Below are 14057 nucleotides of genomic sequence, written 5' to 3' on the forward strand. Positions count from 1 at the left end.
CGCGATGACAACATTTCATTCGCTTACCGTGGCGAACGTCGAGGCGGAAACCCGCGATGCGGTCACCATCACCTTTGCCATTCCCGACGGCCTGCGTAACGCGTACGCCTTCCGCCCGGGCCAGCACCTGACGCTAAAAACCCGCATTGGCGGGGAGGAACTGCGCCGCTGTTATTCCATCTGCCGCAGCCGCTCGCCGTCCGAAATCAGCGTGGCGGTGAAAGCCATCGACGGCGGCCGCTTCTCCCGCTATGCCCAGCGCGATATCCAGCAGGGCATGGAACTTGAGGTGATGGTGCCGCAGGGCCACTTCGGCTATCAGCCGCAGGCCGGGCGCGAAGCGCACTATCTGGCGATTGCTGCCGGTTCCGGGATTACCCCGATGATGGCGATTATCGAAGCCACGCTGGCCACCGAACAGGCCAGCCGCTTCACGCTGATCTACGGCAACCGCAGCAGTCATAGCATGATGTTCCGCCAGGCGCTGGCCGACCTGAAAGATCGCTACCCGCAGCGTTTACAGGTGGTGCATCTGTTCAGCTAGGAGTCGATGGACAGCGATCTGCTGCAAGGGCGCATCGACGGCGACAAGCTGCGCGCGCTGTCGGCACACCTGTTGGATTTCAGCCGCTTTGACGACGCCTTTATCTGCGGCCCGTCGGCGATGATGGACGACGCGGAAATCGCGCTGCGCGAGCTGGGCGTGCCGGAGAAATCCATTCACCTTGAGCGCTTCAACACCCCGGGCAGCAGCGTGAAACGCGCTACCGGCGTACAGGCGGAGGGCCGCACGGTGACCATCCGCCAGGACGGTCGCGATCGCCTGATTGCGCTCAGCGCCGAAGATGACAGCATTCTCGATGCCGCACTGCGTCAGGGCGCTGACCTGCCGTTCGCCTGCAAGGGCGGCGTGTGCGCGACCTGCAAATGCAAAGTGGTGCGCGGCGATGTGGCGATGGCCGCCAACTACAGCCTTGAGGCCGACGAAGTGGCGGCGGGTTACGTGCTCAGCTGCCAGGCGCTGCCGACCAGCGGCGACGTCGTGGTCGATTTTGACGCCCGGGGGATGGCATGAGCGAACTGCTGATTACCCGTCACGACCGCGTGTTGCAGCTGACGCTGAACCGCCCGCAGGCACGTAACGCCTTAAATAATGCCCTGCTGACGCAGATTGCCGAGGCGCTGGAAAGCGCGGCGGCGGACGCGACGGTCAGCGTCTGCGTTATCAGCGGTAACCCCCGCTATTTTGCCGGCGGTGCCGATCTTAACGAAATGGCAGGTAACGATTTACCCGCCACCTTTGATGATATTCGGCCGCGTCTGTGGGCGCGGATCGATGCCTTCAATAAGCCGCTGATGGCGGTGGTCAACGGCTATGCGCTCGGCGCGGGCTGTGAACTGGCGCTGCTGTGCGACCTGGTGATTGCCGGGGATAACGCCCGCTTTGGCCTGCCGGAAATCACCCTCGGCACCATGCCGGGGGCGGGCGGCACCCAGCGCCTGATCCGCAGCGTGGGGAAAGCGCTGGCCAGCCGTATGGTGCTGAGCGGTGAAAGCATTGACGCCGAACGCGCGCAGCAGGCCGGGCTGGTCAGTGACATTCACCCGGCGAACCTCTCCGATGAATACGCGCTGAAGCTGGCGGCGACTATCGCCCGCCACTCGCCGCTGGCGCTGCGGGCGGCGAAACAGTCGTTACGCGCGGCGCAAGAAGTGGGGCTGCAGGCCGGTCTGGTGCAGGAGCGTCAGCTGTTTACGCTGCTCAGCGGCACTGACGATCGTCGTGAAGGCATTGCGGCCTTTTTACAAAAACGTACGCCTGAATTCAAAGGACGCTAATCGTGGACGCATTCATTCTCAGTGAAGTTGAACAGGGCGTGATGACGATCACCCTGAACCGCCCGGAACGGCTGAATAGCTTTAACGACCTGATGCATCAGCAGCTGGCCGACTGCCTGAAGCAGGCGGAACGCGACGATACCATTCGTTGTCTGCTGGTAACCGGGGCCGGACGCGGGTTTTGCGCCGGGCAGGATTTGAACGACCGTAACGTCGACCCGAGCGGCCCCGCACCGGATTTAGGGGTGTCGGTAGAACGCTTTTACAACCCGCTGGTGCGCCGCTTAGCCGCGCTGCCAAAGCCGGTTATCTGCGCGGTGAACGGCGTCGCGGCGGGCGCGGGCGCTACGCTGGCGCTGGGCTGCGACATCGTGCTGGCCGCGCGTTCGGCCAAATTTGTGATGGCATTCAGCAAGCTCGGCCTGGTGCCGGACTGCGGCGGCAGCTGGGTGTTACCCCGGGTGACCACTCGCGCCCGCGCCGTGGGGCTGCTGATGCTGGGCGACAATCTCAGCGCCGAGCAGGCCGCGCAGTGGGGCCTGATCTGGCAGGCGGTAGAGGACGCCGAGTTGCAGGACACCGCGCGGGCGATGGCGCGTCATTTTGCCAGCCAGCCGACCTTTGGCCTGGGGCTGATTAAGAAAGCGTTGCAGCTGGCCGAAACGAACAGCCTGGATCAGCAGCTTGAGCTGGAGCGCGACTACCAGCGTATGGCCGGGCGCAGCGACGACTATCGCGAAGGCGTCAGCGCCTTCCTCGCCAAACGTCCACCTCAGTTCAGCGGGAAATAACCATGACGCAAACTCTTCACACCGTCGCGGTGATTGGCGGCGGCACGATGGGCGCCGGGATCGTCGAAGTGGCGGCCAGCGCCGGACATACGGTGCTGCTGTATGACATTTCCAGTACCGCGATCGCCCGCGCCATCGATGGTATTGTCCAGCGCCTGGCAGGCCGCGTCAGCCGCGGCAAAATGAGCGCCGAACAGGCGCAGGCGCTGCTGGCGCGTATTGTACCGGCCACGGAATTAAACCATCTGGCCGAAGCACAGCTGGTGATTGAAGCCGCATCCGAGCGTCTGGAGATAAAAAAGGCGCTGTTCAGCGAGCTGGCAGAGATTTGTGCGCCGTCGACGCTGCTGACCAGCAACACCTCGTCTATCTCGATTACTGCGATTGCGGCGGGCATTAAACACCCGGAACGGGTGGCGGGTCTGCACTTCTTTAACCCTGCGCCGGTGATGAAACTGGTGGAAGTGGTGAGCGGCCTTGCCACCTCCAGCGAAGTGGTGGAGCAACTTTGCCAGTGCGTCAGCCACTGGGGCAAACAGCCGGTGCGTTGCCGTTCCACGCCGGGGTTTATCGTCAACCGCGTGGCGCGACCGTACTACGCCGAAGCCTGGCGCGCGCTGGAAGAGCAGGTGGCGCCCGCGGAAGTGATAGACGCGGCGCTGCGCGACGGCGGCGGCTTCCCGATGGGGCCGCTGGCGCTGACCGATCTGATTGGCCAGGACGTCAACTTTGCCGTCACCTGTTCGGTGTTTAACGCCTTCTGGCAGGACCGCCGTTTTCTACCGTCGCTGCTGCAACAGGAGCTGGCCCTCGCCGGGCGTCTGGGTAAGAAGAGCGGTCACGGCATCTATCGCTGGCCTGTTGAAGCACCGCCGGAGCTGGCGTTGGCTGCGGTATCAGCACAATCTGCTGCAAAGAATATTAAGCGTGACGTTGTCACCGAACTGGACGAGGTGCTGCTGCTGGAAACCACCGGCGAAACCGCGCTGGCCTTAAGCATGCAGTACCAGCGCCCGGTCGTGGTCTATGACTATGCGGCGGGCGATACGGTAGTGCTGGCTAGCGCCGCTACCAATCCGCCATCGGCGACCGATAAAGCGGTGTACGACTTCCAGCAGCAGGGCAAGAAAGTGCTGCATATCGCCGATTACCCGGGCCTGCTGGTATGGCGCACGGTGGCAATGCTGGCCAATGAAGCGCTGGACGCGGTGCAAAAAGGCGTCGCCAGCGCGGACGATATCGATACCGCTATGCGTCTGGGCGTCAACTACCCGCACGGCCCGATTGCCTGGGGCGAGTCGCTCGGCTGGCGGCGGGTGCTGCGCCTGCTGGAAAACCTGCAACGGTATTACGGCGAAGAACGCTATCGCCCGAGCGCGCTGCTGCGCGAAAAAGCATTACTGGAGATACGTCATGAGTAATCAAGCCTGGCGCAACGCTCGCGCCATGTACGAGAACGATACCTGCGCGAAAACGCTGGGTATCCGGATTGTCGAAATGGATGAGGGTTACGCGCAGATGACCATGGCCGTGTCACCGAATATGTTGAACGGCCATCAAACCTGCCACGGCGGACAGCTGTTTTCGCTCGCCGATACCGCATTCGCCTATGCCTGTAACAGCCAGGGGCTGGCGGCGGTGGCTTCTGCCGCCAGTATCGATTTCCTGCGTCCCGCCTTTGTCGGTGAGCTGCTGACCGCCACCGCGCGGGTGAAACAGCAGGGCAAGCTGACCGGCGTCTATGACATTGAAATTATCAACCAGCAGCAAAAAATCGTGGCCCTGTTTCGCGGCAAATCGCACCGCATCGGCGGCACGATCACAGGAGAACTCTAATGCGTGACGCCTTTATTTGTGACGGAATTCGTACCCCGATTGGCCGCTACGGCGGCGCGCTGTCGGGCGTACGCGCCGACGATCTGGCGGCGATCCCGCTGCGCGAACTGCTGTGCCGCAACCCGCAGCTGGACCCCGACTGTATCGATGATGTGATCTTCGGCTGCGCCAACCAGGCCGGGGAAGATAACCGCAACGTGGCGCATATGGCAACATTGCTGGCGGGCTATCCGCACGGCGTTTCCGGCACCACTATTAACCGCCTGTGTGGTTCCGGGCTGGACGCGATTGGCTTTGCCGCGCGGGCGATTAAAGCCGGCGACGCGGATTTGCTGATCGCCGGCGGCGTAGAGTCGATGTCCCGCGCGCCGTTTGTGATGGGCAAAGCGACCGCGCCGTTCCAGCGTCAGGCGGAGATGTTTGATACCACCATCGGCTGGCGTTTTGTGAACCCGCTCATGCAGCAACAATTTGGCACAGACAGCATGCCGGAAACGGCGGAGAATGTAGCTAAATTGTTAAATATCGGCCGTGCCGATCAGGATGCTTTTGCCTGGCGCAGCCAGCAGCGCACGGCCAAAGCCCAGCGCGACGGCATTCTGGCGCAGGAAATCGTGCCGGTGCAGATTATCGGTAAAAAGGGCGCGGTCAGCGCGGTGCGCGATGATGAACATCCGCGTGCGGACACCACGCTGGCGCAGCTGGCCGCGCTGAAGACGCCGTTCCGCAAGCATGGCGTGGTGACCGCCGGTAATGCCTCCGGCGTGAACGACGGCGCTGCGGCGCTGATTATCGCCAGCGAACAGCAGGCGCGGGCGCAGGGCTTAACGCCGCGCGCCCGCATCGTCGCCATGGCCACGGCGGGCGTTGAGCCGAAATACATGGGACTGGGGCCGGTTCCGGCGGTGCGCAAAGTGCTGGAGCGCGCCGGGCTGAATATTAACGATATGGACGTTATCGAACTGAACGAAGCCTTTGCCGCCCAGGCGCTGGGCGTGCTGAGACAGCTGGGGCTGGCGGATGACGCCGACCATGTGAACCCGAACGGCGGCGCCATCGCCTTAGGCCACCCGTTGGGGATGAGCGGCGCGCGGCTGGCGCTGGCGGCGACGCTGGAGCTAGAACGACGCAATGGACGTTATGCGCTGTGTACGATGTGTATTGGCGTGGGTCAGGGCATTGCCCTGATCCTCGAGCGTGTGTGAGCTAATTGACCTGCGAGTGCCCTACAACATGACAACAACAACATTAGATCCGATTGAAACTGCATCGCGTGACGAATTACAGGCTCTGCAAACCGCGCGCCTGAAGTGGACGTTACAGCACGCCTACCAGAATGTACCGATGTACCGCCGCAAGTTCGACGCGGCGGGCGTGCATCCGGATGATTTTCGTGAACTGAGCGATCTGAGCAAGTTCCCGTGCACCACCAAGCAGGACCTGCGTGACAACTATCCGTTCGACACCTTTGCGGTGCCGATGGAGCAGGTGGTGCGTATTCATGCGTCGTCCGGCACCACCGGCAAGCCGACGGTCGTCGGCTATACGCAAAATGATATCGATACCTGGGCTAATATTGTCGCCCGTTCGCTGCGCGCCGCAGGCGGTACGGCGAAAGACAAAATCCACGTCGCCTACGGTTACGGCCTGTTCACCGGCGGCCTCGGCGCGCACTACGGTGCGGAACGTTTAGGCGCGACGGTGATCCCGATGTCCGGCGGCCAGACTGAAAAACAGGCGCAGCTGATCCGCGATTTTAAGCCCGATATGATCATGGTGACGCCGTCCTACTGCCTGAATCTGATTGAAGAGCTGGAGCGCCAGATGGGCGGCGACGCGCGCGGCTGTTCGTTGCGTACCGGCGTATTCGGCGCGGAACCGTGGACCAGCGGCATGCGCGCGGAGATCGAACGCCGCCTCGGCATTACCGCGCTGGATATCTACGGCCTGTCGGAAGTGATGGGGCCGGGCGTGGCGATGGAATGCATTGAAACCGGCGACGGCCCGACCATCTGGGAAGACCATTTCTTCCCGGAAGTGGTCAACCCGAACGACGGTACGCCGCTCGCCGACGGCGAGCACGGCGAACTGCTGTTTACCACGCTGACCAAAGAAGCGCTGCCGGTGATCCGCTACCGCACTCGCGACCTGACGCGACTGCTGCCGGGCACCGCGCGCACCATGCGACGCATGGACCGCATCAGCGGCCGCAGCGACGATATGCTGATTATTCGCGGCGTTAACGTCTTCCCATCGCAGCTGGAAGAAGAGATCCTCAAGATTGAACATCTGGCCCCGCATTATCAGCTGGAGGTCGACCGCCGTGGGCATCTTGATTCACTTTCCGTTCGCGTAGAGCTGAAAGAGAGTAGTCTGGTGTTAAGCCACGAGCAGCGCTGCCAGATTTGCCATCATCTGCGCCACCGCATTAAGTCGATGGTCGGCATTTCTACCGACGTCAGCATCGTCAACTGCGGCAGCATTCCGCGCTCGGAAGGCAAGGCGTGCCGCGTGTTTGACCTGCGTAAAGCGGCCGCCAACGGCTAAGCAAATGTAGCCCGGCCGAGCGTAGTGACGCCGGGACGGTTCCGTGCAAAACCCCGGCGTCACTACGTTCGGCCGGGCTACCCGATCCTGCCATGTCCCGGCATGATTCCTGTGCTATGATTCAAAAAGGACAAAAATAACAACAGTATGAATCATATGGAAAAACTCGATAGTTTTATTCAGCAGGCGGTGACGGCGATGCCCATCAGCGGCACTTCGCTGATCGCCTCGCTGTACGGCGACTGTTTATCCCAGCGCGGCGGAGAAGTCTGGCTCGGCAGCGTCGCGGCGCTGCTGGAAGGGCTGGGGTTCGGCGAACGCTTTGTGCGTACCGCGCTGTTTCGCCTCAACAAAGAAGAGTGGCTGGACGTGGTGCGCATTGGCCGTCGCAGTTTCTACCGTCTCAGCGATAAAGGGCTGCGCCTGACGCGGCGCGCTGAGAGCAAAATCTATCGCGCCAGCGCCCCGGAGTGGGACGGCACCTGGCTGCTGCTGCTTTCCGAAGGGCTGGAGAAAAACACCCTCAACGAGGTCAAAAAGCAGCTGTTATGGCAAGGTTTTGGCGTGCTGGCACCGAGCCTGCTGGCCTCGCCGTCGCAAAAGCTGGCGGACGTACAGTCGCTGCTGCACGAAGCGGGCGTGGCGGAAAACGTCATCTTCTTTGAAGCGCATTCGCCGCTGGCGCTTTCCCGCGCCGCGCTGCGCGAGCGGGTGGAGGAGTGCTGGCATCTGACTGAACAGAACGCCATGTACGAGGCGTTTATCACGCTGTTCCGCCCGCTGCTGCCGCTATTACGCGATGCCGAAGCGGAGGCGTTAACGCCGGAGCGCTGCTTCCAGATCCGTCTGCTGCTGATTCACTTTTACCGCCGCGTGGTGCTGAAGGATCCGCTGCTGCCGGAAGAACTGCTGCCCGCGCACTGGCTGGGGCAGACGGCGCGCCAGCTGTGTATCAATATTTATCAACGCGTTGCGCCCGGCGCGCAGGCTTTCGTCAGTGAAAAAGGCGAAAGCTCGGTGGGTGAACTGCCCGCGCCGGGGCCGCTCTACTATCAACGCTTCGGTGGGCTAACGGACGCGTAACAGGAGCTAAAATGCCGATTTATCAGATTGATGGGATGATCCCGGTTGTACCGAGCGAAAGCTACGTTCACCCCACCGCCGTGCTGATCGGCGATGTGATCCTCGGTAAAGGGGTTTACGTGGGGCCGAATGCCAGCCTGCGCGGCGATTTTGGCCGCATCGTGGTTAAAGACGGGGCCAACATTCAGGATAACTGCGTGATGCACGGCTTTCCCGGCCAGGACACGGTAGTGGAAGAGGACGGTCATATCGGCCACGGGGCGATTCTGCACGGCTGCGTGATTGGCCGTAACGCGCTGGTCGGAATGAGCGCGGTGATCATTGACGGCGCGACCATCGGTGAGAACAGCATCGTCGGGGCGTCGGCGTTCGTCAAAGCGCGAGCGGAAATGCCCGCTAATCATCTGATTGTCGGCAGCCCGGCAAAAGCCATTCGCGCCTTAACCGAGCAGGAGCTGGCATGGAAAAAGCAGGGCACCCGCGAATATCAGGTGCTGGTTGAACGCTGCCAGAAGACGCTGGCTGAGGTGCAGCCGCTGACCGCCGCGGAACCCAACAGAAAGCGGCTGGAGTTTGATGAAAACCTCCAGCCAAAGTCAGCCATTTAGCCCGTCGTCTTGCCGGGCAAGGCGTAGCGCAGCGCATCAACCAGCAGCGCAAAGGCGGTGGTGTGCTGGCGGCGGCTGGGGTAGTAAAGATAGTAGCCGGCAAACGGTACGCACCAGTCGGTGAGCACCTGCTGTAAGCGCCCGGCGGCCACGCTGTCGGCGATGGTGTCATCCGGCACGTAGGCCAGCCCCAAACCGGCTTCGGCGGCTTCAATACGCTGCGGCAGGCAGTTTAGCGTCAGTTGCCCCTCGACGCGCACCTGTAGCGGCTCACCGTGTTGTTCAAACTCCCACGCGTACAGCCCGCCTTTGGTCGGCAGGCGCATATTGATGCAGCGATGCTGCTGCAAATCGTGCGGCGTTTGCGGAATGCCGTAGCGGGTGAAATAGGCCGGTGAACCGACCACCGCCATCCGCATGTCCGGGGCGATGCGCACCGCAATCATATCGCGCGCCACCTGTTCCCCCAGCCGCACACCGGCGTCAAAACGTTCGTCAACGATATCGGTTAGGGCGTTGTCGACGGTCACTTCAATGTTGATTTCCGGATACTGCTGCATAAACGGCTTAATGCGCGGCCAGATCACCGTATTCATCGCATGCTCACCGGCCGTCAGGCGAATATTGCCCGCCGGGCGGTCGCGGGTATCGCGCAGCGCTGAAATCTCCTGCTCAATTTCCTGCAGATGCGGGCTGAGGCGCTGGTAGAGCATTTCGCCCGCCTCGGTCGGGGCGACGTTGCGCGTGGTGCGGGTCAGCAGGCGGACGTCGAGGCGGCTCTCCAGATTACGCATCGCGTGGCTCAGCGCCGACTGCGACACGCCCAGCTGCGCCGCCGCGCGGGTAAAGCTACGTTCGCGCGCGACGACCATAAAGGAGATCAGATCGTTGATATTGTCTTTAAGCATAGGGAGTGACCATTGATGAATCTGGTTCATAGTTCCAGAGGGATTTTTTTAGTTTAATCGCCGATGATTTATATGCAACCGATGATAAGGGGGCAGCAAGCCGCTGTTTTAGCGCACGAAATGACGATAGACCCGGCCTGAATGTGGTAGCTTTAGGGTTCCAACTATAAGGAGTCCTGCCGATGCCACACGTTGATATTAAATGTTTTCCCCGCGAGCTGAGCGATGAACAGAAAACCGCGCTGGCCGCGGACATCACCGAAGTGCTGATTCGCCATCTGAATACCAAAGACCGCTCGGTCAGCGTCGCCCTGAATCAGGTGCAGGAGAGCGACTGGCAGCAGGTGTGGGAGAGCGAGATTGCGCCGCAGATGGATAAGCTGATTAAAAAATCGGGCTACAGCATGTGATGAGGCAGTAGCCCGATGGCCGGGCTACTGCGGTGCGATTACGCGGTTTTGGCGATCGCCACCGCGGGAGCCTCTGCCGGCGCGCCGCGCCCGGCATCCAGGTCGGCGCGAATGCGCTCGTAATCGTCATCCAGCCGATAGAAACGGCCGATGCAGATCATGGAAGCGACGATCAACAAGGCCGGGATATACAGGTAGCAGGCCTTAATCGCCAGCATCGCGCTGTTGCTTTGCACCTCGTTAGCAACGTAGCCGCTGGAAGAGAGCAGGACGCCAATAATCGCCCCCGCGCCCGCCATGGCGACTTTACCGAGGAAACCATTGATCGAGGTGAGAATACCGGCGGTATTAATCCCGGTTTTCCATACGCCGTAGTCCACCGGGTCGGCCTGCATCGAGAAGTAAATCGCCGTGCGCTGTCCCGCGCCCAGCGACAGGATCACCGCGCCGATAACCAGCCCCCAGCTGTTGGCCCCGGCAACAATCATCACCCCCATCCCCAGCAGATTGATGGCGCTCGCCACCAGATAGACGTGGCGTTTTTTCATCCGCTTCGCGAGCATGGGCACCGTCAGCGTGCCCAGCAGCGGCACGAAGGTGGAAATACCGGCGACCACCGCCGTCAGCTCTACGTTGCCGACGTAATAGTGGAAGAAGTACACCAGCGCGCCGGTCTGGAAGAAAAATGCGCCCCACATCAGAAAGATGTTGATGGCGAAAACAAACCACGGGCGGTTGGAACGCAGGCTGGTCCACGCGCGCTTGAGGGTCATGCGCTCCTGGGTAATGCTGATGCTCTCTTTCACGTTGCGAAAGCTCACCAGCAGGAAGAAGGTGGCAATCACGCCGAACACGATCGCCGTGTAGAAGAAACCGTGCGCCTGGTTACCGTTACCCAACGCACTCACCAGCGGCAGGGTGGCGACGGCGACGAGGGTGGCGCCGAGGGAACCGAGCAAAATACGCACGGTCGAGAGCGTGGTGCGTTCGCCGGAGTCGTTGGTCAGGAATGGTAGCATCGCGCAGAACGGGATATTGACCAGCGTATACAGAAACGATAGGCACAGGTAGGTCACAAAGGCGTAAACCAGCTTGCCGGTGGTGCCAAAATCCGGCACGTAGAAGGCCAGAATGCACAGCAGGCCAAACGGCACCGCGCCAATCAGCAAATAGGGGCGGCAGCGCCCCCAGCGGGTGGAGGTATTATCAATCACCAGCCCCATCAGCACGTCGGCGACGCCGTCGACCAGGCGGGTGACGAGGAACATCAGCCCAACGTAGTAAGCCGGTAAGCCCATCACGTCGGTGTAAAAGAACATCAGGTAGAGCGAAATAAGCTGCCACACCAGGTTGCAGGAGAGGTCGGCTATGCCGTAGCCCACGCGCTGTTTCCAGCGTTCAAACGTTGTTTCTGCCATAGAAATAGACTCGCGTTAGTTGTTATAGACCGTACAGGCGGATAAACCAGGCCGGGGTGCAGCTCCAGGCGTGGCAGTAGCTGTTAATGAGCTTGCTGCCATAGGGTGAAAATTCGGGGTGCTGCGGGTCAAATACCTCCCAGAAGGTGTCCGCGCCATAGCGCACCATCTCGCCCCAGTAGGCTTTGATCTCCGCGATCGCCCGCTCACGCAAACCGCATTGCAGCAGCGCGGCGATAAAGTGATGGCGGAGATAGGGGGTGTTCATGGCGATGGCCGGCGGGTGGCTGAGCAGCCGCTGCATGACCGCCAGACGCTGCTCTGGGTCACCGACCTCGGCCAGCACCAGCCAGATTTGCGAAGCCCATGAGACCTGGCGCGCGCTGCCGCTGACAAAATAGCCCTGAGCCTCATCCCACAGCTGTGCCTGCGCGGCGGTTTTTAAGCGCTGTAGCTGCGAGCGGTAAGAGACGGCAAGCTGCGGCTCAAACCGTTCGGCCAGCCACAGGCCGCGCTGCAGGCAGTAGATCAGGACGCCCTGGGCCGCCGCCTGTTTATTGAGACTTTCCTGCCAGTCGATAAATACCCACCAGTCGTCGCTGTCGCGCACGATGCCGCATTCATCCAGGCGGGTCATCGCCAGTTCGAGCTGCCGTCTGGCGACCGGCCACAGTTCGCGCGCGGTGGCGATATCTTCGGCGCTTTGCAGGTAGTTGTAGAGAACGTCGACGAAAAACAGCGAATAGTCGAACAGGAAGGTGTCGTCGGCAATCACCTCCGGCTTGACGAACACGTTAGCCGACACCATCCCGTCGGCGCGGGTATGCCCGGCGAACAGATACAGACAGCGACGCACCAGATCGTGATGGGCGAAGGTGACGTCGTTGACCAGCGCCTGCAGGCGAAGATCGCCCAGCCACAGGCGGCGGTCGCGCTTCGGGCCATCCTCAAACACCTCCTGCATACAGTTTTTCAGCGTCCGCACGGAAACCCGGTCAATGGCCTGGAGTTGTGCATCGTGGCTATCGCAGGGCGGGCAGCGCTCGGGCGCGGAGGTGACGGTGGTCAGTAACAGGTTATCGAAGCGCAGACGGAATTTGCGCGACACGGCCTTGACCTCAATTTTGACGTATCGGCAGCAGTAGCGGCGGGGCAGCGCTACCTCGGCGGGCAGAACATCCAGCCACAGGTCCTGCTGCTGCAGCCAGCTGCTGCTGAGCCAGCCGCGATAGTCACTAAACGGCTCGCAAACTTCGCTCAGCGTTTCGCCAAAGGTGAGCTGGAGGTGGGCGGGGGCATCCGGCGGGCTGCCGGCGCTATAGCAGGCAAACTGCAGGTAGCCAACGCAGTGGCTGCCAAAATCGATAATGACGCTTTCTCCTTCACTGAATTCGCGCTGGTACAGCGCCTCCAGCGAGCAGCGCGGCTCGGCGCGCCAGCCGAATAACGCCTGGGAATCGGCGACGGCGTCGACGACCGCCAGCGGCGGCTGTGGCTGACGATACAGTGCGGGCGTCAGCGCGTCCGCCTGCTGTAAAAAATGCGGCTGGCGGACCATTGGAAGTTGAGCATTGAGCTGAATGGCTTGTGACATAAGGCGTCCTCGGAATAAGTTGTTCGCAGCATACGGCGCGGCCTGGTGCCTCAACCACTCCGGGAATGCCAAATTTGCCGCAAAAATGGCACTGCTAATGTGATAGTGCGATTGGCGATCACAATTCCGCGATTCTCGATCGTCGAGAAGGGGAAAATGACTTATCGTGCCATCGTGCGGTAGGACGTTTGGATAGCAGCGATGATGACACTGACCACTGAGTATTATTTCGCCAGCACTGGCGACAAGCTGGCGATGTATGCCAGTGACCCGGAGGATAATAACTGCGAGCACAGCCACGAGTTTGATGAATTGGTGATTGTCGAGCAGGGCCACGGGCTACACGTTATTAACGGGCGTCCGCTGTATATTCAGCAGGGCGATGTTTTTTACGTTACGTCCGGCGATTTTCATTTTTACGATGAGCTGGGAACCCTCAAGCTGATTAATATTTTGATCAACCCGCAGGTGGAATTTCAGTATCTGCAGCAGATTGATACCCTGCTGGGGCAATTTTCCGCGCAGCAGGCGAGCTGCTACGGCTGGCTGTCGCCGGAAACGCGGACGGCCTGTAAGGAAATGATTAGCCAGATCTTTCTGCCGACGATGCGTGAGCCGGATAATCAGGCGCTACGCGAAGCGCGTTTTTTTCAGCTGCTGACTACGCTGCAATATGCACAAACGCAGGCGGAATACAGCTCGACCAAATATAAGCTGCATAAGCTTTTAACCTGGCTTCAGGAGCACTGTTTTGAAGATCATAACTGGAAGCAGCTGGCGGAGCGTTTTCATTTAACCTCCCGCACCGCTTTTCGTCATATTAAAGAGGCGACGGGGCTAACGCCGGATAACTATTTAAAGCGGCTGCGACTGGTGTCGGCGCGGGTTAAATTACGCGAAACGGAAATGCCGGTGACGGAAATTGCCTATTTATGCGGCTTTGCTAACAGTAACCATTTCACCACGCTGTATAAAAAAGTCTTTGGGATTACGCCGAGCGAAGAACGGCGGCAGATAGGATGA

Annotated in this window: 13 protein-coding genes and 1 pseudogene; 11 read left to right on the plus strand and 3 right to left on the minus strand. The window is 60.7% G+C overall.

Annotated elements, in window-relative coordinates:
- Positions 1 to 4 precede the first annotated feature (4 nt).
- From paaE to paaY, 9 genes and pseudogenes are all read left to right on the plus strand, one after another.
- Positions 5 to 1075 (plus strand): annotated as a pseudogene (paaE, locus tag ACK5JN_RS09080) (1,2-phenylacetyl-CoA epoxidase subunit PaaE).
- Positions 1072 to 1839, plus strand: coding sequence for a 2,3-dehydroadipyl-CoA hydratase PaaF (gene paaF, locus ACK5JN_RS09085; RefSeq protein ID WP_416869864.1), 768 nt, complete (start codon positions 1072 to 1074; stop codon positions 1837 to 1839). The pseudogene paaE and the gene paaF overlap by 4 nt, the downstream one beginning before the upstream one ends.
- Positions 1840 to 1841: 2 nt before the next feature.
- Complete coding sequence (gene paaG / locus ACK5JN_RS09090) at positions 1842 to 2630, plus strand: 2-(1,2-epoxy-1,2-dihydrophenyl)acetyl-CoA isomerase PaaG (protein ID WP_416869865.1); 789 nt, start codon at positions 1842 to 1844, stop codon at positions 2628 to 2630.
- A gap of 2 nt (positions 2631 to 2632) precedes the next feature.
- On the plus strand, positions 2633 to 4051 hold the full coding sequence (locus ACK5JN_RS09095; protein ID WP_416869866.1) for a 3-hydroxyacyl-CoA dehydrogenase: 1419 nt from the start codon (positions 2633 to 2635) through the stop codon (positions 4049 to 4051).
- Positions 4044 to 4466, plus strand: a complete 423-nt coding sequence (gene paaI, locus ACK5JN_RS09100; protein ID WP_416869867.1) for a hydroxyphenylacetyl-CoA thioesterase PaaI — start codon at positions 4044 to 4046, stop codon at positions 4464 to 4466. The genes ACK5JN_RS09095 and paaI overlap by 8 nt, the downstream gene beginning before the upstream one ends.
- Entirely contained in the window at positions 4466 to 5671 is a 1206-nt protein-coding gene (gene pcaF / locus ACK5JN_RS09105) for a 3-oxoadipyl-CoA thiolase (protein ID WP_416869868.1), read from the plus strand. The genes paaI and pcaF overlap by 1 nt, the downstream gene beginning before the upstream one ends.
- Positions 5672 to 5699: 28 nt before the next feature.
- A complete protein-coding gene (paaK, locus tag ACK5JN_RS09110; protein ID WP_416869869.1) occupies positions 5700 to 7013 on the plus strand; it encodes a phenylacetate--CoA ligase PaaK in 1314 nt (437 codons plus the stop codon).
- Positions 7014 to 7169: 156 nt separating this feature from the next.
- Positions 7170 to 8096 (plus strand): phenylacetic acid degradation operon negative regulatory protein PaaX, encoded by a 927-nt coding sequence (gene paaX / locus ACK5JN_RS09115; RefSeq protein WP_416869870.1) that lies wholly within the window; start codon positions 7170 to 7172, stop codon positions 8094 to 8096.
- An 11-nt stretch (positions 8097 to 8107) separates the two neighbouring features.
- Positions 8108 to 8704 (plus strand): phenylacetic acid degradation protein PaaY, encoded by a 597-nt coding sequence (paaY, locus tag ACK5JN_RS09120; protein ID WP_416869871.1) that lies wholly within the window; start codon positions 8108 to 8110, stop codon positions 8702 to 8704.
- Here paaY and ACK5JN_RS09125 read toward each other — a convergent pair.
- On the minus strand, positions 8701 to 9612 hold the full coding sequence (locus ACK5JN_RS09125) for a LysR family transcriptional regulator (protein ID WP_416869872.1): 912 nt from the start codon (positions 9610 to 9612) through the stop codon (positions 8701 to 8703). The two genes, paaY and ACK5JN_RS09125, sit on opposite strands and share 4 nt — an antisense overlap.
- A 182-nt stretch (positions 9613 to 9794) precedes the next feature.
- Between ACK5JN_RS09125 and pptA the strand changes: the two genes are divergently transcribed.
- On the plus strand, positions 9795 to 10022 hold the full coding sequence (gene pptA, locus ACK5JN_RS09130; protein ID WP_416869873.1) for a tautomerase PptA: 228 nt from the start codon (positions 9795 to 9797) through the stop codon (positions 10020 to 10022).
- Between the two features lie 38 nt (positions 10023 to 10060).
- Here pptA and ACK5JN_RS09135 read toward each other — a convergent pair whose 3' ends face one another.
- Complete coding sequence (locus ACK5JN_RS09135; protein WP_416869874.1) at positions 10061 to 11440, minus strand: glycoside-pentoside-hexuronide (GPH):cation symporter; 1380 nt, start codon at positions 11438 to 11440, stop codon at positions 10061 to 10063.
- 22 nt (positions 11441 to 11462) lie between these two features.
- Positions 11463 to 13034, minus strand: coding sequence for a sugar hydrolase (locus tag ACK5JN_RS09140; RefSeq protein ID WP_416869875.1), 1572 nt, complete (start codon positions 13032 to 13034; stop codon positions 11463 to 11465).
- Between the two features lie 201 nt (positions 13035 to 13235).
- Here ACK5JN_RS09140 and ACK5JN_RS09145 point away from each other — a divergent pair, with 201 nt between their 5' ends.
- Positions 13236 to 14057, plus strand: a complete 822-nt coding sequence (locus tag ACK5JN_RS09145; RefSeq protein ID WP_416869876.1) for a helix-turn-helix domain-containing protein — start codon at positions 13236 to 13238, stop codon at positions 14055 to 14057.

It is taken from the genome of Kluyvera sp. (assembly GCF_047971185.1).
Lineage (GTDB): Bacteria > Pseudomonadota > Gammaproteobacteria > Enterobacterales > Enterobacteriaceae > Kluyvera.

What these genes read in the sequence shown, in the direction of transcription:
- paaF (WP_416869864.1), top strand. Translation starts at nt 1,072, where the DNA reads ATGAGCGAACTGCTGATTACCCGTCACGACCGCGTGTTGCAGCTGACG.
- ACK5JN_RS09095 (WP_416869866.1), top strand. Translation starts at nt 2,633, where the DNA reads ATGACGCAAACTCTTCACACCGTCGCGGTGATTGGCGGCGGCACGATG.
- paaI (WP_416869867.1), top strand. Translation starts at nt 4,044, where the DNA reads ATGAGTAATCAAGCCTGGCGCAACGCTCGCGCCATGTACGAGAACGAT.
- pcaF (WP_416869868.1), top strand. Translation starts at nt 4,466, where the DNA reads ATGCGTGACGCCTTTATTTGTGACGGAATTCGTACCCCGATTGGCCGC.
- paaK (WP_416869869.1), top strand. Translation starts at nt 5,700, where the DNA reads ATGACAACAACAACATTAGATCCGATTGAAACTGCATCGCGTGACGAA.
- paaX (WP_416869870.1), top strand. Translation starts at nt 7,170, where the DNA reads ATGGAAAAACTCGATAGTTTTATTCAGCAGGCGGTGACGGCGATGCCC.
- paaY (WP_416869871.1), top strand. Translation starts at nt 8,108, where the DNA reads ATGCCGATTTATCAGATTGATGGGATGATCCCGGTTGTACCGAGCGAA.
- ACK5JN_RS09125 (WP_416869872.1), bottom strand. Translation starts at nt 9,612, where the DNA reads ATGCTTAAAGACAATATCAACGATCTGATCTCCTTTATGGTCGTCGCG.
- pptA (WP_416869873.1), top strand. Translation starts at nt 9,795, where the DNA reads ATGCCACACGTTGATATTAAATGTTTTCCCCGCGAGCTGAGCGATGAA.
- ACK5JN_RS09135 (WP_416869874.1), bottom strand. Translation starts at nt 11,440, where the DNA reads ATGGCAGAAACAACGTTTGAACGCTGGAAACAGCGCGTGGGCTACGGC.
- ACK5JN_RS09140 (WP_416869875.1), bottom strand. Translation starts at nt 13,034, where the DNA reads ATGTCACAAGCCATTCAGCTCAATGCTCAACTTCCAATGGTCCGCCAG.
- ACK5JN_RS09145 (WP_416869876.1), top strand. Translation starts at nt 13,236, where the DNA reads ATGATGACACTGACCACTGAGTATTATTTCGCCAGCACTGGCGACAAG.